Below are 17,628 nucleotides of genomic sequence, written 5' to 3'. Positions count from 1 at the left end.
CGGCCCGCCGGCCCGCCTTCGCGCCAGCCGTCTTCCAGATCGTGGGGCCGCGTCCTGTGTGGCCGGATCAGCGCGTCGGAATGATGCGGTCGGCCTGCAGGCGCTCGAACAGGTCGAAGAACGCATCATCGGTCGGCTGATAGCCGGGAAAGCCCATGCGCCGGCTCTTCGACATGTCGGTCACGACCTCGATCGGCCGTCCCAGATCGGCGTCCGTATGCCAGGGCGATGCAAGCCGCGCGAGATCCGGCTCGACGAGCCCTTCGTGCTCCGCAATCTGCCGCCACAACGCCGCATCGTCCTGCATCTGTGTCTCCAGCGGCTTTTCCGTTCCGTCGAAGGGAGCCGCCTCGAGGCCGAACCATCCGGCGAGGCGCGACCACATCCAGCTCCAGCGGAAGACGTCGCCATTGACGACGTTGAAATCCTCGTTGGCGGCGGCCGGGGTTGCCTGCGCCCACAGCAGATGCGCCGCCAACTGGCGGGCATCCGTCATGTCGGTGAGGCCGTTCCACTGCGCGGCCGATCCGGGAAAGCGGAAGGGCCGGCCGGTCTCGCGGCAGAGCACGGCATAGACGGCGAGGGTCGTTCCCATGTTCATGGCGTTGCCGACCGCCTTGCCGATCACCGTATGGGGGCGGTGGATGCTCCATGTGAACCCGTCGCGCTCGGCGGCAGCGAAGACCTCGTCCTCCTGTGCGTAGTAGAAGTTGGCGACGTCGAGCCGGCCCTGCTCCTCGCGGAACGGCGTCTGCGGCAGGCTGCCTTTGCCATAGGCCTCGAAGGGCCCCAGATAATGCTTCAGGCCGGTCACCAGCCCGACATGGCGCACCGAGCGCGACGGACGCAGGGCCTCGAAGAGATTGCGCAGCATGAGGGCATTGACGCGAATGTTCTCGGCTTCCGTGGCCTGCCGCAGCCAGGTGGTCAGGAAGACCGTGTCGGGGCGAAGGCCGTCGAGAGCGCGGGCCAGCGCCTCCGGCTGCAGAAGATCGGCTGCGATCGGCGTGACGCCGTCCTGGGGCTTGGGATTGCGGGCGAGGCCGTAGACCGTCCAGCCCTCGGCAACGAGCCGCTCGGCCGTGGCGCTTCCCTGGATTCCCGTCGTGCCCACCACAAGTGCGGTCTTGGTCATGGTCGTCTCCATTCCTGTTCGGCCCATCACCTAGGCAGCGCCGGCCGAACCAACTAGACGGAACCAATCCGGGACATAGGCACCAGAGGGTAACCAGCATGGAACCAGGTACCGACGATGCAGCGTGGCGCGAGGATTGCGCCCCGCGCCGGGTGCTCGAACTGTTCGCGACCAAATGGACGAGCATGATCCTGCACACGCTTCATGCCCGCCATGCCGGTCGGGCGCGCAACGGCGTCCTGCATCGCAGCCTCCCGGGCATTTCCAAGAAGATGCTGACCCAGACCCTGCGCGAAATGGAGGCGAGCGGCCTCGTCACCCGCCATGTCGAGGGCACGGTTCCGCCGGCGGTCGAATACAGGCTGACGGGGCTCGGCCAGCGCTTCGTCGAGCCGGTCGAACTGCTTTACGCCTGGGGACGCGACAATGCCGACGCGCTCGATCGGCTCGGGCCCCGCGCGACCTCGCGCCGCAATCCGGGCAGCTGACCCTTACGCATTGCGGCGACCAGAAGGCGGCTACCAGAAGTCCGGCACCGCCTCGGCGAGCCGCGGGCCGATGCGCACCGGCGCAACCTTCTCGGCGAGGCCGGTGCGGTCGGAAATCTCCACCGCCAGCCCGGCGATCGTCGCCGGCCCCTGCGCCGCGTCAAAGCGGCCGCGCGGCACCTTGGTGACGAAGCGGTTCAGCGGCTCCTCCTTCTCCATCCCGAGCGAGGAATCGTAGTCGCCGCACATGCCGGCGTCGGACTGGTAGGCGGTGCCGCCGACGAGGATCTGGTGATCGGAGGTCGGCACATGGGTATGGGTGCCCACCACGACGCTCGCCCGCCCGTCGAGGAAATGCCCGAAGCACTGCTTCTCGCTGGTCGCCTCGGCGTGGAAGTCGATGATGATGGCGTCGGCCTGTTCGCCCATCGGGCAGGCCGAGACCAGATTGTCGGCGCAGGCGAAGGGATCGTCGAGATCGGGATGCATGAACACCCGGCCCATGATGTTGGCGACCAGCACCCGCGCGCCGTTCTTCGCCTCGAACAGGCCCGAGCCGTGGCCGGGCGTGCCGGCCGGATAGTTCGCCGGCCGGATGAAGCGGTCCTGCCGTCCGGCGAAGGCCAGCGCCTCGCGCTGGTCCCAGACGTGGTTGCCGGTGGTCACCGCGTCGGCCCCGGCCTCCAGCGTGCGCTCGAAGATCTCCTCGGTAATGCCGAAGCCGCCGGCCGAGTTCTCGCCATTGACGACGACGAAGTCGAGCTTCCAGTCGGAGATCAGGCCGGGCAGCCTGTCGAAGACGGCGGTCCGTCCGGAGCGGCCGACCATGTCGCCGAGAAAGAGAAATCGCATCGCGCTCGCCTGTCGCTGTCTGTCCCGCGGCCTCGCGCCGCGCCGGCCCGCCCCTGACGACAAACCGGCAGCGATCCGCTTGGCCCATGCCGCCCGCCCCGTCAACTCGGCCGCGGCATCCCGCAATGCGGGGGTCGCGCGCCGGCAACAGTGCCGCCCTCGCCCGCCCCTGCGCAACATCGTCGCGCCGGCCGGTCGAAAAACCGCCAGATTGCGGAGGCATGAGGCCCATGTCTCGCCGCTGCCGCCGGCCGGGCGCGGTTAATAGCCGTGCCGACATGCCGGCGGGGCCGACGACCTTCAGATTTCGGTGAGCAATCCCCGCCGTCATCATCGTGCATCTGCGTCCCGTTGGGCGCAGGGCCGCCGACCGCCTGCCGCGCCTCCCCCGATCGCGCGCCGCTACCGACAGGACAGACCAGACGCCATGACCTTCGTCCGCCGCACGCTTCTTGCTCCCGTCCTGCGCCTTCTGGCGCTGCTGCCCATCGCGCTTCTGGCCGCCTGTGTCGGCTCGCCCGGCTCGGTCGATGTCGGCTCGACCCGCGAGATCAGCGTCGACCGCAATGTCGCGCTCGCCACGATCAACGCCTTCCGCGCCGAGAACGGCCTCGGCGCCGTCCGCTTCGACCCGGTGCTCGGCAAGGCCGCCGAGCGGCAGGCCCGCGCCATGGCCGCCAGGGGCAATCTCAGCCACTCCCTGGACGGCGCCCTGCCCAACCGGGTCGCCTCCTTCGGCTATGACTGGGCGGCGGTGTCGGAGAATATCGGCTGGAACTACCGTTCGACGCCGGCCGTCATCACCGGCTGGAAGCGCTCGCCGGGCCATCGCCGCAATCTGCTCAACGCCAATGTCACCGAGATCGGCTTTGCCGCGGCGACCGGCGCCGATGGCGAGCCCTATTGGGCGCTGATCCTCGGCCGCCAGAAGAACCGGCGCTGATCAGCCCGCGTCGGGGCGGATCGTCTCGCGCTCGGTGACGATCATCGGCAGGCGGATATCGTGGGGCTCCATCGGCACCGCCTCCGCCTCCTGCACGGCAAAGGCGACGCCAGCCAGGATCGGCGGCGCGCCCTTCTGCGTCAGCGCCGCGATGGCGCTGTCGTAATAGCCGCGGCCATAGCCGATCCGGCCGCCCTGCCGGTCGAAGACGGCCAGCGGCACCAGCATCAGTTCGGGGTCGAGCACAGCCGCTTCCGCACCCGGCGCATAGGTGCCGAAGCCCTGCGGCTCCAGCGGCGCCCCGCGCACCAGATGACGGAACTGCAGACGGCCGTCGACGATTGCCGGCACGCAGAGGCGCGCGCCGCGGTCGGCCAGCAGCATCATCAAGGGACGGATATCGATTTCGGAGCGGATCGGCAGGAAGCCCGAGACGACCATGCCCGGCGTGATCGGCAGGAGCTCGGCGCAGCGATCGGCGACGGCGAGCGACGCCTCGATCCGGACGTCTTCCGGCATCGCGTCCCGCCGGGCCAGTGCCGCCTGGCGCAGGCTTGCCTTGGCTTCTTTCGCATCGTTCATCGGCTCTCCCCCTGCCGGGCAGAGGTGGACGATTTCGCGACGGAAGAAAAGTGGTCTGCCGTGTCGGCTGGCCGGAGAAGGGTGGAAAGTGACGAGCCACCCGGCCGATGGAGATGTCGATCCCGGGAACCTACAGAGTAGGTGGGCGCCGTGTGCCCCAGGCCCACGGGCCAAGGCAGGGACAGCTCCCTAGGAATGACTAAGGCCCCGAGAATATGTTACTCCTGGCGCACCGCGCAGCCCGTCGAACACCAATATAGGCGACGCTGCCCCATCCAGCCATAGCTGCAAGGGCCCCGCCCGAAGTTTCTTCTCACACCCGGCGGACGGCTTCGTTCGACCGCCGCCCATATGATCGGGAGATCACAACTGGAGCTCTGGGATTTCCGCTTCATCGCCGGTCAGGCGACCGGCTTTGCCGCGCTGGTCATCTGCATCATGGCCTTCGCCAGCAAGCGCGACGACCGTCTGCTGCTGCTGCTGGTCTTCGCCAATGTCGCCTTCGCGGTGCAGTTTTTCCTGTTCGGCGCCAAGGTCGCCGGCGCGATCAGCGCGCTGATCATCCTGCGCATCCTCCTGGCGCGGCGCTACAAGGGAAGCTGGCCGGTGATGGCGACGATGCTCGCGGCGACCGGACTGGTCAGCTGGATCAGCTGGGAGCGGCTGCTCGACGTCATTCCGCTCACGGCGGGCCTGCTGGGCACCATCGCCATGTTCATGCTCGACGGCATTCCCATGCGCCTGCTTCTGGCCGGCGCAGCGCTCTGCTGGGTCGCCAGCAACGTCCTCGTCGGCTCGGTCGGGGCGGCGCTGGCCGAACTCCTCGTCCTGACCACCAACGCCGTCACCATCTGGCGCCTCAGCCGCGACCGCCGCGAAGCGCTCGCCTAAGGGCAGCGGCGCGGCTTCGACCGCGCCAGCCGTCAGACGAAATGCTTCGACAGCTTCAGCCCCTGGGCCTGGTAGTTCGACTTCAGGTCGCTGCCATAAAGCTTCTCCGGAAGCGCCTGCATCCGCTCATAGACCAGCCGGCCGACGATCTGCCCGTCCTCCAGGATGAAGGGCACGTCGTGGCTGCGCACCTCCAGCACCGCGCGGCTGCCCGAGCCGCCGGCCGCCGAATGGCCGAAACCCGGATCGAAGAAGCCGGCATAATGGACGCGAAATTCGCCGACCAGCGGATCGAAGGGCGTCATCTCGGCGGCGAAGGCCGGCGGCACATGCACCGCCTCCTTGGACACCAGGATGTAGAATTCGTCCGGGTCGAGCACCAGCTCGCCGGCCTTGGAGCGCAGCACGGGCTCCCAGAAATCGGTCAGCGCATAGGCGCCGCGCCGGTCGACGTCGACGACGCCCGTATGCCGCTTGCCGCGATAGCCGACGAGCCCGTCCTGATTGCCCACGAGATCGATCGACAGGGCGATGCCGCCGCCGGAAATGTTGGCCTCGGCCGCCGTCGTCAGCACCTGTTCGCCGTGCAGCGCCGCCAGTTCCGCCTCGTTCAAGAGCGGCTCGCCGCCGCGGAAGCGGATCTGCGACAGGCGCGAGCCTTGCCGCACCAGGATCGGGAAGGTCCGGGGCGAGATTTCCAGATAGAGCGGGCCGTCATAGCCGGCCGGCAGCTTGTCGAATTCCTGCGCCCCGTCGGCCAGCACCCGCGTGAAGATGTCGAGCCGGCCGGTGGAGGATTTCGGATTGGCGGTCGCCCGGATGTCGGCCGGCAGGCGGAAACTTTCCAGCAGCGGCACGACGTAGACGCAGCCGGTTTCCAGCACCGCCCCGTCGGCGAGGCTGAATTCGTGCAGCGAGAACCGGTCGAGCTTGTCGACCACCGACTGCCCCTGCCCCGGCAGGAACGAGGCGCGCACCCGGTAGGCCTTCGGCCCGAGGCGCAGGTCGAGGCTGGCCGGCTGGATCTGGTCGCCGTCGCGTTCGATCGGCACGGCGATGGCACCGGCAGCAAACAGCCCCGCAATCTCCTGGTCGGGCAGGATTCCGCCCTGCGCGTATGTGTCCGACATCGGCTGCCCCGTCATGGCCTTGCATTGCGTCCGCGCCGCCCGCGGCGTCGCGCTCCCGGATTGACGCCTAGCCGGAACGGGTCTATTTGCAAAGCAGAAGTGGTGATTTGGCCGGCCGGCTTGCAGCCACGTTAAAGAAGTCGCTAAAGGGCCGTTCTGACGATATGGCGATCGTGCCTCCCGACGAACCGGCTTTGCGGCGACGCGACAGCCGGTTTTTGTTGTTCGGAGACGACCCATGCAGAAGAAGACGGATACGGCACGCAAACTGCGCCCGGCCACGGCCATGGTCCATGGCGGCACGACGCGCTCAAGCTTCGGCGAGACCTCCGAGGCGCTGTTCCTCACCCAGGGCTTCGTCTATCCGAGCGCCGAGGCCGCCGAAGCCCGCTTCCGCGGCGACGAGCCCGGCTTCATCTATTCGCGCTACGGCAATCCCACGACCCGCATGTTCGAGGAGCGGATGATGGCGCTGGAAGGCGCCGAGGACGCCCGCGCCACCGCCTCCGGCATGGCCGCCGTCGCCGCCGCCATGCAGTGCCAGGTCAAGGCCGGCGACCATGTCGTGGCGGCTCGCGCCCTGTTCGGCTCCTGCCGCTACGTGGTCGAGACGGTGCTGGACCGATGCGGCGTCGCCTGCACCCTCGTCGACGGCCGCGATCTCGACGCCTGGCGCGCCGCCGTGCGGCCGGAGACCAAGGTCTTTTTCATGGAGACGCCGACCAATCCGACGCTGGAGGTGATCGACATCACCGCGGTCGCCGAGATCGCCCATGCGGCCGGCGCCACCCTCGTGGTCGACAATGTCTTCGCCACGCCGATGCTGCAGCGCCCGCTGGAGCTCGGCGCCGACGTCGTCGTCTATTCCGCCACCAAGCATATCGACGGCCAGGGCCGGTGCCTGGGCGGTATCATCCTGTCCTCCGCCGCATGGATCGACGAGAACCTCCACAATTATTTCCGCCACACCGGCCCGTCGCTGTCGCCGTTCAATGCCTGGACGCTGCTCAAGGGCCTGGAGACGCTGCCGCTGCGCGTCGCCCAGCAGACCCGCTCGGCCGCCCGCATCGCCGACACGCTGGCCGAGCACGGCAAGGTCAACAAGGTGATCTATCCGGGCCGCGCCGACCATCCGGATGCGGCCATCATCGCCCGCCAGATGACCGGCGGCTCCACCCTCCTCGCCTTCGAGGTGGCCGGCGGCAAGGAGGCGGCCTTCCGCTTCTCCAACGCCCTGGAGATCATCCTGATCTCCAACAATCTCGGCGACGCCAAGAGCCTGATCACCCATCCGGCGACCACCACCCACAAGAACCTGACGCCGGAAGCGCGCACCGAACTCGGCATCAGCGACGGCCTCCTCCGCCTCTCCATCGGCCTCGAGGACGTCGACGACCTGCTCGAAGACATCGAAGGCGCCCTGTCGGCGGTGTAGATACTCGTAATCCAAATGAAGGGAGGGGGTGACCGTACTCTCCGCATAGAATCTCGGCATCCCCCCATGTAGAACACGCACTTCACTAGGTAGAATTGACGCAACTCATTTAAATTGAGAGCCATGACCTATATTTGAGCGTGGCAGTCACGTTGTCCAATGAAGGGTAAATCCGTACAGGCGTCACATCGTGCCGTACTAAACAACAAAGCATCTGCTTTACTTTCGGCCTATCCAAAGTCAGCTTTAAAAAATTTCTTTTCCTATCAGGATCGGGACCATCGCCGCTGCTGGAGAAGAAGTCTGGCCATTCGCCGTTTTTGCTGTAATAGTTATTTGCGCCCTCATGGAGGATTAGACTCCCACGCTGAGAGGCCAAGTTTGACCCTAGCTGGGAAATAGCCGGAACCTCTAGCCAGCGCTTGGACTCTGTATCCGTATCAGGCTCAGAATCCAAATCCGCAAAGTCCGAGGTGAAAAAGGCCCATACACACAGCTTGCCCTCAAGATTTTCTTCCGAATCTTGAACATTCCAGCGGCGTATCCCCGCGAAGAAAGCCGCGTACAAGCCATCACTTGAGAAGTCGAGAAGTCGTGTTGGCATACCGTGATGCTGGGCCCTTGCCATGATAGGGTACCACTTCGACTTGGGGAAGAATTCCATGTTACGGTAATAGTTCCCTTGAACGTCCTTCCTCATTTCAGCAATCTCATCGAGGATTTCAGCAGAGAACTCACATGGCAACGATGATGAATTCGCAAGAGTCATAAATTTCCGCAGGGCGAAAACCTCGGATTCCACCATCTTGGGCCAATATTGGTCATGTCTCACAACACTCCGCTCAGGAAGCTTCTTTAGCCCAATGTCGTAGAACGGTTGTGCGTTACGATGCGCTGAAGGCTTCAGTGCCCAGGCTTCGTCCCAATGCCCCCGAAACAACCATTTCCCACCACGACGCGAATCGCTGCCCCAAACCGGTTTTTGTCGAAATGGAATTACACTTAAGCAACTCAGGAATTCTTCAGGGTTTTCGAAGTGTACTTCGTTGCAATCCGACGAATCGACATATATCGCACCGGAGAACATTTCAGTAATCCACGAGATACCTATAGCCATCGCTTGAAATTGCCCTTACTGCGAGTATGTCGTTTCCGTTAAATACATGGATAGCTAGCCGCAACAGACATGTATAAACAAGATGGAACTGCCGAAGTCGCCGAAGGCCTCCAAGAACGGTCGCCGGGTTCGATACCGGAGATTATGTCGCATGTGCTCAATCGTTCGGCGCGTTTCCCATCAGCACCTTCGCCCTTACCCGAACGCCTGGAAACTCAGCCGCACCCGCCATGCAAACGTCCACGCCGTCATCGCCGCGAAGACACAGGCGATCAGCGCGAAATGCTGCGGCAGCAGGCAGAACAGCACGAAGACGGCCAGCGTCTCCGACGCCTCGGCCAGCCCGGTGGTGAAATAGAGCGACTTGGTGCCGCGCTGCACGGTTCGGATGCCGCGCTTTTCGGCCATCACCGCATAGGCGAGGAAGCTCGCGCCATTGGCGTAGAAGCTCATCAGCAGGATCGCCGCGGCGAGCGCATTGGCCTGCGGATCGAGGATCGCGAAGGCCAGCGGGATCGATCCGTAGAAGAGAAAATCGAAGACGATGTCGAGATAGCCGCCGAAATCGGTCGGCCTTGTCTGCCGCGCCACGGCCCCGTCCAGCCCGTCGGCGAGCCGCGACAGCAGGATCAGCACGAGGCCGGTGATCAGCGCGCCGAAGGCGATTGCGGCGGCAGCCGCCAGTCCCAGCACGAGGCCGGCGACCGTCACGGTGTTGGCGCCGATCTTCAGCCGCGCCAGCCCGCCCGCCAGCCAGTCGATCGGCGGGTCGATCTGCCGTTTCAGAACACCGTCGAGCAAGGCTATCTCCGTCCACGCGGCGACCCGCCGTTGACCCGAACCGGCCGCACCGCGATAACGTAAGCGACGCGACACGCCATTCGGGTATGGGGCCATGTATAGGGCGACGACGCACGGCATCACGGTCACGGTGACACCGACCTATCTGGAAGACCAGTCGATGCCGGACGACGGACGCTGGGTCTGGGCATATACGGTCGAGATCGAGAACGGCAGCCGGCAAACGACCCGCCTGCGATCACGATATTGGCACATCACCGACGCCACCGGTCACGTCGAGGAAGTCAGCGGCCCCGGCGTCGTCGGCGAGGAACCGCAGCTCGCCCCCGGCGACAGCTTCACCTACACCTCCGGCTGCCCGCTGGGCACGCCGTCCGGCTTCATGCGCGGCCATTACCGCATGCAGCAGGAGGATGGCACGCTGTTCCAGGTGGAGATCCCGGCCTTCTCGCTCGACGTGCCGGCCCGCCAGCGGGTGCTGAACTAGAGCGGTTCATCGGCTGATGGAATCCGTGCGGATTCCGTTGGGGCGTGATGTGTGATTCAAGATGCTGGCTGGAGTAGGAGGCCAGCATCGATGACCCGACCTCTTTCCAATGATCTGCGTGAGCGCGTTGTGGGAGCGGTTCTGGCTGGCGAGAGTTGCCGGTCAGCCGCCAGTCGGTTCGGGGTGGCGGTTTCCTCGGCGGTGAAGTGGTCGCAGCGCTACCGCCAGACCGGCTCGGTGGCGCCGCGCAAGATGGGTGGGCACCGCAAGCGGGTGCTCGATGCGCATCGCGACTTCATCATCGAGCGGATCAACGCGATCCCGCATCTGACGCTGCACGGGCTGAAGGACGAACTGGGCGCGCGCGGGATCAAGGTCTCGCATCATGCCGTCTGGCTGTTCCTGCGCCGCGAGGGGCTGCGGTTCAAAAAAAACTCTTCACGCCCTGGAGCAGGCACGCGTCGACGTCGCCCGCAGACGGCGGCGCTGGCGATCGGGGCAGGCCCGGATCGATCCACAGCGGCTGGTCTTCATCGATGAGACCTGGATCAAGACCAACATGGCGCCGTTGCGCGGCTGGAGCCCGAAGGGCAAGCGCCTGCGTGGTTTTGCGCCACATGGCCACTGGCGAACCCTGACCTTTGTCGGCGCCCTGCGCTGCGACCGCCTTGCCGCCCCTTGCGTCTTCGACGGACCGGTCAACGGCATCTGCTTGCGGGCCTATGTCGAGCAGGTCCTGCTGCCGGTCCTCAAGCCCGGCGACATCGTCGTCATGGACAATCTCGGCAGTCACAAATCGGCTGCCATCCGGCAGTTGATCCGGTCGGCCGGTGCCAGCCTGCGCTACCTGCCGGCCTACTCGCCCGACCTCAATCCCATCGAGCAGGCTTTCGCCAAGATCAAGCACTGGATGCGCATGGCCGAGAAGCGCAGCATCGAGGATACCTGGCGCCATCTCGGCGCCCTCGTCGAAACCATCCAGCCCGGCGAATGCGCAAACTACTTCGCCAATGCCGGATACGCTTCCGTCAAAACATGAACCGCTCTAGCCGCACGAACCTGCCGGCCCGCCGTCAGCGCCCCGCCCCCCGCGCCCGAACCGGCCGCGGGCGAAATGTGTCGGATCAGCTCTCGCCGTCGGGGCTCTTGTCGCTTTCGGCGTCCGTGAATTCCGACGGATCGAAGCTGTAGGATTCCCCGCAGAACTCGCAGGTCACCGCGATTGCGCCGTCCTCAACGCTCTCGGTGATCTCCTCGGCGGAGAAGTTCGACAACACGCCCTTGATCCGCTCGCGATTGCACGAGCAGTCGTCGGCGACCGGATTGGGCGGGAACACCCGCACGCCCCGCTCGTGGAACAGGCGGAACAGCAGCCGCTCGACACCGACATCCGGATCGGCGAGCTCCGATGCCTCGACCGTGTCGACCAGCGCCCGCACCTCGACCCAGGAATCGTCCGGCTCGAAATCGCCGAGCTCGTCCTCGACGCCCTCCGGCGCGTCGCCGCCCGGCAGGTCCGGCATGCGCATGCGCTCCGGCGATTCCGGCAGGAACTGCGCCACCAGACCGCCGGCGCGCCAGCTTTCCACGAAGCCGTTCTCGCCGCGCTTGGCGATCCGCGCCACCGCCAGCTTCACCGCGGTCGGGATCTGCTCGGACTGGCGGAAATACGCCTCGGCGACCTCCTCCATGGACGATCCGGCCAGTTCCACGATGCCCTGGTAGCGCTGGGTGTATTCGCCCTGGTCGACGGTCAGCGCCATGATGCCGTTGCCCAGGAGCGCCTCGGACGAGGTCGCGCCGACGCTGACGGCCGCCGCCAGCTTGTCGGCGTCGAAGCGGGCATAGCCGCGCACGCTCGACGGCGTGGTGAAGTCGACGACCAACAGGTCCACCGGACCATCGGTCTGGGTCTGGGCGATGAACTTGCCGTCGAATTTCAGCGACGTGCCGAGCAGCACCGTCAGGACGACCATCTCCGCCAGGAGGCGCGCCACCGGTTCGGGGTAGTCGTGCCGGCCGAGGATCTGGTCGAGCATGGGTCCGAGCTGTACCGCCCGGCCACGGGCGTCGAGGCCCTCGACCGCGAACGGCACGACGGCATCGTCGCCGGCGAAGTTGAACTCACCGAGCGCCTTCTGCGGATCAGCCACGGCTCTGCCCCGCGGACGTCTCGGTGCCGAGTGCGTCGAAGCACCAGGCCAGAATGGATTTTTGCGCGTGCAGACGGTTCTCGGCCTCGTCGAAGACCACCGACTGCGGGCCGTCCATGACGGCGTCGGTCACTTCCTCGCCGCGATGGGCAGGGAGACAATGCATGAAGAGCGCCTCGGGCTTGGCATGCGCCATCAGGCGTTCGTTGACCTGATAGGGCATGAAGACATTGTGGCCGCGTGCCTGTTCCTCGCGGCCCATGGACACCCAGGTGTCGGTGACGACGCAGTCGGCGCCGGTCACCGCTTCCACCGGGTCTTCCGTAATTAGGATCGAGGCGCCGTCTTTGCGAGCCCGTTCGACGAAGCGCATGTCCGGCCCCGACCCCGCCGGCGTGGCGATGGTCAGGTTGAACGAGAAGCGCGCCGAGGCCTCGACGAAGGACGACAGCACGTTGTTGCCGTCGCCGGTCCAGGCGAAGGTCTTGCCGCGCACCGGGCCGCGCTTTTCCTCGAAGGTCAAAAGATCGGTCATGATCTGGCACGGATGGGTGTCGTCGGTCAGGCCGTTGATCACCGGCACCGTGGCGTATTGCGCCATTTCCGTCAGCCGGTCATGGGTGGTGGTGCGGATCATGATCGCGTCGACATAGCGCGACAGCACCCGCGCCGTGTCGGCGATGGTCTCCGAGCGGCCGAGCTGCATCTCGGTGCCCGACAGGAACAGCGTCTCGCCGCCGAGCTGCCGCATGCCGACGTCGAAGGACACCCGCGTGCGCGTCGACGGCTTGTCGAAGATCATCGCCAGCACCTTGCCGGCCAGAGGCTTCGGACCGTCGCGGCCGAGCGCCTTGCGCCTGGCGGCATCGTCGATGATGTCGTGCAGGTCGCGGCTCGGGACGGCGGAGATGTCGAGAAAGTGCTTGGGGCCGTTTGCCATCGTCATCATCCGCCTCACGCGCTCTCGCGCCGGTTGCCGGCCGACATGGCCGCCACCGCCGCCTCGATCCGATCCATCGCCTGCCGGACCTCGTCCGCGGTGACGTTGAGCGGCGGCAGCAGGCGCACGACATTGTCGCCCGCCGGCACCGCCAGAAGTCCTTCCTCGCGCATCTGCGCCACGAGTTCGCCGTTCGGCACCTTGGCCTTCAGGCCGATCAGCAGCCCCTCGCCGCGCACCGCCTCGATCACGTCGGGGTAGCGGTCCGAGAGCGAGGCCAGCGACTGCTTGAGCTGCAGCGACATGTCCCGGACATGGTCGAGGAAGCCGTCATCCAGCACCACGTCGAGCACGGCGTTGCCGATGGCCATCGCCAGCGGGCTGCCGCCATAGGTGGTGCCATGCGAGCCCGGCGTCATGCCGCTGGCCGCCCGCTCCGTCGCCAGGCACACGCCGAGCGGAAAGCCGCCGCCGATGCCCTTGGCCGAGGCGAGGATGTCGGGCGCGGCGCCCGAATGCTGATAGGCGAAGAACTTGCCGGTCCGCCCGACGCCGGTCTGCACCTCGTCGTAGATCAGCAGGATGCCGAGATTGTCGCACATCTCGCGCAGGCCCGTCAGGCACATGGGCGGCACGCTGCGGATGCCCCCCTCGCCCTGGATCGGCTCGATCAGGATCGCCGCGACGTCCGGCTGGGCCGCCGCCTCGCGCAGCGCGTCATGGTCGCCGAAGGGCAGCTGGTCGAAGCCTTCGACCTTCGGGCCGTAGCCCTCCAGATACTTCTTCTGCCCGCCGGCCGCGATGGTCGCCAGGGTGCGGCCGTGGAAGGCGCCCTCGAAGGTCAGGATGCGGTAGCGCTCCGGCGCGCCGTTGACGTAGTGATAGCGCCGCGCGGTCTTGATCGCGCATTCCACCGCCTCGGCGCCCGAATTGGCGAAGAAGGCGCGGTCGGCGAAGGTCGCCGCCGTCAGCCGTTCGGCCATCCGCGTCTGGTCCGGGATCTCGTAGAGATTGGAGACGTGCCACAGCTTCTCGGCCTGCGCCTTCATCGTCTCGACGAGATGGGGATGGGCATGGCCGAGACAGTTCACCGCGATGCCGCCGCCAAAGTCCATGAAACGTCGGCCGTCGCGCGTCTCCAGCCAGACACCGCTGCCGCGCTCGAAGGCGAGCGGCGCGCGTGCGTAGGTCTCGAAGAGCGGCGAGGAATGGTCCGTCGTGTCAGCCATGGCCTTTGACTTTGCTGGATCGTAAGGGTCGGATCCGGTTGTTGTTGCGAGATCGGTTCGGCGCGCGAACCGCTGGGGCGGGATGCTTGAAACGCCAAAGCCTGCCGATGGGGCAGGCTTTCGAGCGTTTTCCGAGACTTCGGAGCTTTCGCTATACCATGGCGAGCCGACGCGGTGTCAATCGAACCGCATTTTCGCCCTGCTTGTCGGTCATAGGCTTGACGAACGTCACGGGCGGCAACAAAGGCTGGGGAAAAGCCCCAAACGATTCCCTAGCGTCCCCGACGAGCCTTGTCAGCGAGTCCGCGGCTGGGCTATCTTGCCGTCAAGATACTAGATTTCGTGCGGCGGACCTAGTTCCTCAATATATCTTGTGCGTTCTGGCGCGGTCAGCCGTCGCGCTTGTGGAGGGATTCCAGCCGTCGCGACTATGCCGAAAGGAGCTTGCCATGGGCTGGACTGACGAACGCGTGGAGCTGCTCAAGCAGCTCTGGACCGAAGGCCTGAGTGCCAGCCAGATCGCTGACCGCCTGGGCGGCGTCAGCCGCAACGCCGTGATCGGCAAGGTGCACCGCCTGAAACTCGAATCACGGGCCCGCCAGCCGAACGTCGCGCAGCCGGTCGCCGTCGAGCGCCCTGCCCCGCGCCGCACGGCCGAGGTCGAGACCGTCGAGATGGTGGTGCCGGCCCGTCTGGTCGCCGCCTCGCAGCAGCAGGCTCCGAGCCGCTCCATGCCGCGCACCATGGGCGCCACCGCGCTGAAGATGGAGCCGGAGGAAGAGCTGGAGGTGATGGACCAGCCGCAGGAGCGCGAGAGCGCCGAAGTTGTGCCGATCGCCCGCAAGCTCAGCCTCGTCGAGCTGACCGAGACGACCTGCAAATGGCCGGTCGGCGACCCGATGAAGCCGGACTTTCATTTCTGCGGCAACAGCGCCCGCGATGCCTCGCCCTATTGCGCCTATCACGCCAAGCTGGCCTTCCAGCCCTTCTCGGATCGCCGGCGCGCCCGCTAGGCGTCGCAGGTCCCACCGAATGCGAAACACCCCGCGTGGCCAGGCCGCGCGGGGTGTTTGCGTTTCAGGCGCGTGAAGAAGCCGCCCGGCGCCGGGCGGCCGCCAGTCAGGCGCCGGCGCTCAGTCGGGCGCGGGCCGGCGCGGCCGGAGACCTGGCGGCGCTGAACTGCTCGTCCAGCGCATAGCCGGCGCCGCGCACGGTGCGGATCGGGTCGCGCTCGCGGCCGCGATTGATCGCCTTGCGCAGCCGGCCGACATGCACGTCCACGGTGCGCTCGTCGACATAGATGTCCCGGCCCCAGACGCCGTCGAGCAACTGCTCGCGGGAGAACACCCGGCCCGGCGACTGCATGAAGAACTCCATCAGCTTGAACTCGGTCGGTCCGAGCTTCAGCTCGCGGCCGGCGCGGCGCACCCGGTGGGTCTCGCGGTCGAGATCGATGTCGCCGGCGACGAGCTGGCTGGAGATCTTCTCGGGCTTGGAGCGGCGCAGCATGGCCCGCACCCGGGCGATCAGCTCCGGCGTCGAGAACGGCTTGACGACATAGTCGTCCGCGCCGACCGACAGGCCGCGTACCCGCTCGCTCTCCTCGCCGCGCGCCGTCAGCATCAGGATCGGCAGGCGCTCGGTCTCCTCGCGCTGGCGCAGCCGCCGGCAGAGCTCGACGCCCGACAGGCCGGGCAGCATCCAGTCGAGGATCAGGAGGTCGGGCACCTCCTCCTTCAGCCGGATGTCGGCCTCGTCGCCCCGGTCGATGACGTCGACGACGTAGCCCTCGGCCTCGAGATTGTACCGCAGGAGAATGCCGAGGGCTTCCTCGTCCTCGACGACGACGATCCGTGCGCTCATCGCTTTCAGCCCTCGTCAGCCTGGGTCGGCGGGTCGTTCGGCACCGGCTGTGTCATCGTCGCCGTGGTGTCGCCCTTCGGCCGCTCGTTCGCCGGCTGCTTGCCGGTCTGGATGTAATAGACCGTCTCGGCGATGTTGGTGGCGTGATCGCCGATCCGCTCGATGTTCTTGGCCGAGAACAGGAGATGCGTGCACGACGTGATGTTGCGCGGATCCTCCATCATGTAGGTCAGGAGCTCGCGGAAGATCGAGGTGTACATCGCATCGATCTGCTCGTCGTTCTCGCGCATGGCGAGGGCGCGCTCGTAGTCCCGCTCGCCATAGGCGTCGAGCACTTCCTTGAGCTGCTCCAGCGCCATCTCCGACAGATGCTCGATGCCGCGCACCAGCTGCACCGGATGGGCATGGTCGTGCACCGCGATCACCCGCTTGGCGATGTTCTTGGCCAGGTCGCCGATCCGCTCCAGATCGTTGGAGATGCGGATGGCGCCGACGATCTCGCGCAGGTCGACGGCCATCGGCTGGCGCTTGGCGATGGTCATGATCGCGCGCTCGTCGAGCGCCCGCTGGGCATCGTCCAGCTGCATGTCGTCGGCGACCACCGACTGGGCCAGCCCCCAGTCGCTGCGCATCAGCGCGGCGACGGACTGCTCGACCATCCGCTCGGCCATCCCGCCCATTTCCGAGATCCGGCGGACGATCAGCTTCAGCTCGTCTTCGTAAGACGTGACTGTATGTTCGGTCATGGGCATGACGCTTCCTTGCCTTCGTTCAGCCGAAGCGGCCGGTGATGTAGTCCTGGGTGCGCTTGTCGTCCGGGTTGGAGAACATCTTCTCCGTGGGGCCGACCTCGACCAGATAGCCGAGATGGAACATCGCCGTGCGCTGCGAGACGCGCGCCGCCTGCTGCATCGAATGGGTGACGATGACGATGGTGTAGTTCTGCTTCAGCTCGTCGATCAGTTCCTCGACCTTGGCGGTCGCGATCGGATCGAGCGCCGAACAGGGCTCGTCCATCAGGATCACCTCGGGCGACACCGCGATGGCGCGGGCGATGCACAGGCGCTGCTGCTGGCCGCCCGACAGGCCGGTGCCCGGCTCGGCGAGCCGGTCCTTGACCTCTTCGTAGAGGCCGGCCTTGCGCAGGCTGGTGACGACGATCTCCTCGAGCTCGGCCTTGGTCGAGGCGAGCCCGTGGATCTTCGGGCCATAGGCGACATTGTCGAAGATCGACTTGGGAAACGGGTTGGGCTTCTGGAAGACCATGCCGACCCGTGCCCGCAGTTCGACCACGTCGATCGCCGGATCGTAGACGTCCTCGCCGTCCAGCGTGATCTTGCCGCCGACCTTGGCGATGTCGATCGTGTCGTTCATCCGGTTCAGGCAGCGCAGGAAGGTCGACTTGCCACAGCCCGACGGCCCGATGAGCGCCGTGACCTGGTTCTCCTCGACATCGAGATCGATGTCATAGAGCGCCTGCTTGGTCCCGTAATGGACGGTCACCTTCTCGGATCGCATCTTGATCGGACGTCTGGGTTGCACGACAGGCCCTTTCGCTAACGTCACCTGGATATTTTCCATC

19 protein-coding genes, 1 other RNA gene and 1 riboswitch are annotated in these 17,628 nt (G+C 66.2%); of the genes, 7 read left to right on the top strand and 13 right to left on the bottom strand.

All coding sequences use genetic code 11. From position 1 onward, the window contains the following. Positions 1 to 67: 67 nt before the first annotated feature. Complete coding sequence (locus SI859A1_RS04865; RefSeq protein ID WP_040326291.1) at positions 68 to 1,135, bottom strand: SDR family oxidoreductase; 1,068 nt, start codon at positions 1,133 to 1,135, stop codon at positions 68 to 70. A 98-nt stretch (positions 1,136 to 1,233) separates the two neighbouring features. Between SI859A1_RS04865 and SI859A1_RS04860 the strand changes: the two genes are divergently transcribed. Then, positions 1,234 to 1,623, top strand: a complete 390-nt coding sequence (locus SI859A1_RS04860; RefSeq protein WP_009208732.1) for a winged helix-turn-helix transcriptional regulator — start codon at positions 1,234 to 1,236, stop codon at positions 1,621 to 1,623. Between the two features lie 30 nt (positions 1,624 to 1,653). On the opposite strand, the gene SI859A1_RS04855 is transcribed toward SI859A1_RS04860, so the two are convergent. After that, entirely contained in the window at positions 1,654 to 2,475 is an 822-nt protein-coding gene (locus SI859A1_RS04855) for a TIGR00282 family metallophosphoesterase (RefSeq protein ID WP_009208731.1), read from the bottom strand. 427 nt (positions 2,476 to 2,902) lie between these two features. Here SI859A1_RS04855 and SI859A1_RS04850 point away from each other — a divergent pair, with 427 nt between their 5' ends. Beyond that, positions 2,903 to 3,418: a CAP domain-containing protein gene (locus tag SI859A1_RS04850; RefSeq protein WP_148233735.1), complete on the top strand. Its 516-nt coding sequence runs from the start codon at positions 2,903 to 2,905 to the stop codon at positions 3,416 to 3,418. Here the strand turns inward: SI859A1_RS04850 and SI859A1_RS04845 are convergent, their stop codons facing one another. Together SI859A1_RS04845 and ssrS are read right to left on the bottom strand one after the other, a co-directional pair. Beyond that, the gene (locus SI859A1_RS04845) at positions 3,419 to 4,000 is read right to left on the bottom strand and encodes a 5-formyltetrahydrofolate cyclo-ligase (protein ID WP_009208729.1); all 582 of its coding nucleotides are present in this window, start codon (positions 3,998 to 4,000) and stop codon (positions 3,419 to 3,421) included. 89 nt (positions 4,001 to 4,089) lie between these two features. Then, positions 4,090 to 4,246: non-coding RNA, 6S RNA (gene ssrS / locus SI859A1_RS20755), on the bottom strand. Between the two features lie 105 nt (positions 4,247 to 4,351). Here ssrS and SI859A1_RS04840 point away from each other — a divergent pair. Continuing rightward, positions 4,352 to 4,891 carry a YgjV family protein gene (locus tag SI859A1_RS04840; RefSeq protein WP_009208728.1) on the top strand — a complete coding sequence of 180 codons (540 nt, stop codon included), beginning with the start codon at positions 4,352 to 4,354 and terminating at the stop codon, positions 4,889 to 4,891. Positions 4,892 to 4,923: 32 nt separating this feature from the next. Here SI859A1_RS04840 and SI859A1_RS04835 read toward each other — a convergent pair whose 3' ends face one another. Then, positions 4,924 to 6,021, bottom strand: a complete 1,098-nt coding sequence (locus SI859A1_RS04835) for a 2'-deoxycytidine 5'-triphosphate deaminase (protein ID WP_040326289.1) — start codon at positions 6,019 to 6,021, stop codon at positions 4,924 to 4,926. An 89-nt stretch (positions 6,022 to 6,110) separates the two neighbouring features. After that, positions 6,111 to 6,188, top strand: a riboswitch (SAM riboswitch). A gap of 71 nt (positions 6,189 to 6,259) precedes the next feature. On the opposite strand from SI859A1_RS04835, the gene SI859A1_RS04830 reads away from it, so the two are divergent. Further along, positions 6,260 to 7,456: an O-succinylhomoserine sulfhydrylase gene (locus tag SI859A1_RS04830; RefSeq protein WP_009208726.1), complete on the top strand. Its 1,197-nt coding sequence runs from the start codon at positions 6,260 to 6,262 to the stop codon at positions 7,454 to 7,456. A 109-nt stretch (positions 7,457 to 7,565) separates the two neighbouring features. Here the strand turns inward: SI859A1_RS04830 and SI859A1_RS20750 are convergent, their stop codons facing one another. Beyond that, on the bottom strand, positions 7,566 to 8,573 hold the full coding sequence (locus SI859A1_RS20750) for an FRG domain-containing protein (RefSeq protein ID WP_009208725.1): 1,008 nt from the start codon (positions 8,571 to 8,573) through the stop codon (positions 7,566 to 7,568). 195 nt (positions 8,574 to 8,768) lie between these two features. Then, positions 8,769 to 9,374, bottom strand: a complete 606-nt coding sequence (locus tag SI859A1_RS04825; RefSeq protein WP_040325282.1) for a CDP-alcohol phosphatidyltransferase family protein — start codon at positions 9,372 to 9,374, stop codon at positions 8,769 to 8,771. Positions 9,375 to 9,468: 94 nt separating this feature from the next. On the opposite strand from SI859A1_RS04825, the gene apaG reads away from it, so the two are divergent. Then, on the top strand, positions 9,469 to 9,861 hold the full coding sequence (gene apaG / locus SI859A1_RS04820; RefSeq protein ID WP_009208723.1) for a Co2+/Mg2+ efflux facilitator ApaG/CorD: 393 nt from the start codon (positions 9,469 to 9,471) through the stop codon (positions 9,859 to 9,861). Positions 9,862 to 9,951: 90 nt separating this feature from the next. Beyond that, positions 9,952 to 10,900, top strand: a protein-coding gene (locus SI859A1_RS20745) for an IS630 family transposase (RefSeq protein WP_085931386.1) whose coding sequence is annotated in 2 segments (ribosomal slippage) — positions 9,952 to 10,287 and positions 10,289 to 10,900 — 948 coding nt in all. Because the reading frame shifts where the segments join, the coding sequence is not laid out codon by codon here. 85 nt (positions 10,901 to 10,985) lie between these two features. On the opposite strand, the gene SI859A1_RS04805 is transcribed toward SI859A1_RS20745, so the two are convergent. Genes SI859A1_RS04805 through SI859A1_RS04795 form a run of 3 tightly spaced genes read right to left on the bottom strand, consistent with a single transcriptional unit; the run spans position 10,986 to position 14,183 of the window. Further along, complete coding sequence (locus tag SI859A1_RS04805; RefSeq protein WP_009208720.1) at positions 10,986 to 12,014, bottom strand: Hsp33 family molecular chaperone; 1,029 nt, start codon at positions 12,012 to 12,014, stop codon at positions 10,986 to 10,988. Beyond that, on the bottom strand, positions 12,007 to 12,960 hold the full coding sequence (argF, locus tag SI859A1_RS04800; protein WP_009208719.1) for an ornithine carbamoyltransferase: 954 nt from the start codon (positions 12,958 to 12,960) through the stop codon (positions 12,007 to 12,009). The genes SI859A1_RS04805 and argF overlap by 8 nt, the downstream gene beginning before the upstream one ends. Before the next feature lie 8 nt (positions 12,961 to 12,968). Then, positions 12,969 to 14,183 (bottom strand): aspartate aminotransferase family protein, encoded by a 1,215-nt coding sequence (locus SI859A1_RS04795; protein ID WP_009208718.1) that lies wholly within the window; start codon positions 14,181 to 14,183, stop codon positions 12,969 to 12,971. 449 nt (positions 14,184 to 14,632) lie between these two features. Here SI859A1_RS04795 and SI859A1_RS04790 point away from each other — a divergent pair, with 449 nt between their 5' ends. After that, positions 14,633 to 15,196 (top strand): GcrA family cell cycle regulator, encoded by a 564-nt coding sequence (locus SI859A1_RS04790; RefSeq protein ID WP_009208717.1) that lies wholly within the window; start codon positions 14,633 to 14,635, stop codon positions 15,194 to 15,196. A 106-nt stretch (positions 15,197 to 15,302) separates the two neighbouring features. Here the strand turns inward: SI859A1_RS04790 and phoB are convergent, their stop codons facing one another. The 3 genes from phoB to pstB are packed head-to-tail and all read right to left on the bottom strand — an operon-like array spanning position 15,303 to position 17,627. Beyond that, positions 15,303 to 16,046, bottom strand: a complete 744-nt coding sequence (phoB, locus tag SI859A1_RS04785) for a phosphate regulon transcriptional regulator PhoB (protein WP_009208716.1) — start codon at positions 16,044 to 16,046, stop codon at positions 15,303 to 15,305. Positions 16,047 to 16,051: 5 nt separating this feature from the next. Next, positions 16,052 to 16,792, bottom strand: coding sequence for a phosphate signaling complex protein PhoU (phoU, locus tag SI859A1_RS04780; protein ID WP_050767670.1), 741 nt, complete (start codon positions 16,790 to 16,792; stop codon positions 16,052 to 16,054). A 25-nt stretch (positions 16,793 to 16,817) separates the two neighbouring features. Beyond that, positions 16,818 to 17,627, bottom strand: a complete 810-nt coding sequence (pstB, locus tag SI859A1_RS04775) for a phosphate ABC transporter ATP-binding protein PstB (protein ID WP_420804763.1) — start codon at positions 17,625 to 17,627, stop codon at positions 16,818 to 16,820. Position 17,628: the final 1 nt, after the last annotated feature.

The sequence above is a fragment of the Aurantimonas manganoxydans SI85-9A1 genome, from assembly GCF_000153465.1.
Taxonomy (GTDB): Bacteria; Pseudomonadota; Alphaproteobacteria; order Rhizobiales; family Rhizobiaceae; genus Aurantimonas; species Aurantimonas manganoxydans.
This window is presented reverse-complemented; position numbering and strand designations above follow the sequence as displayed.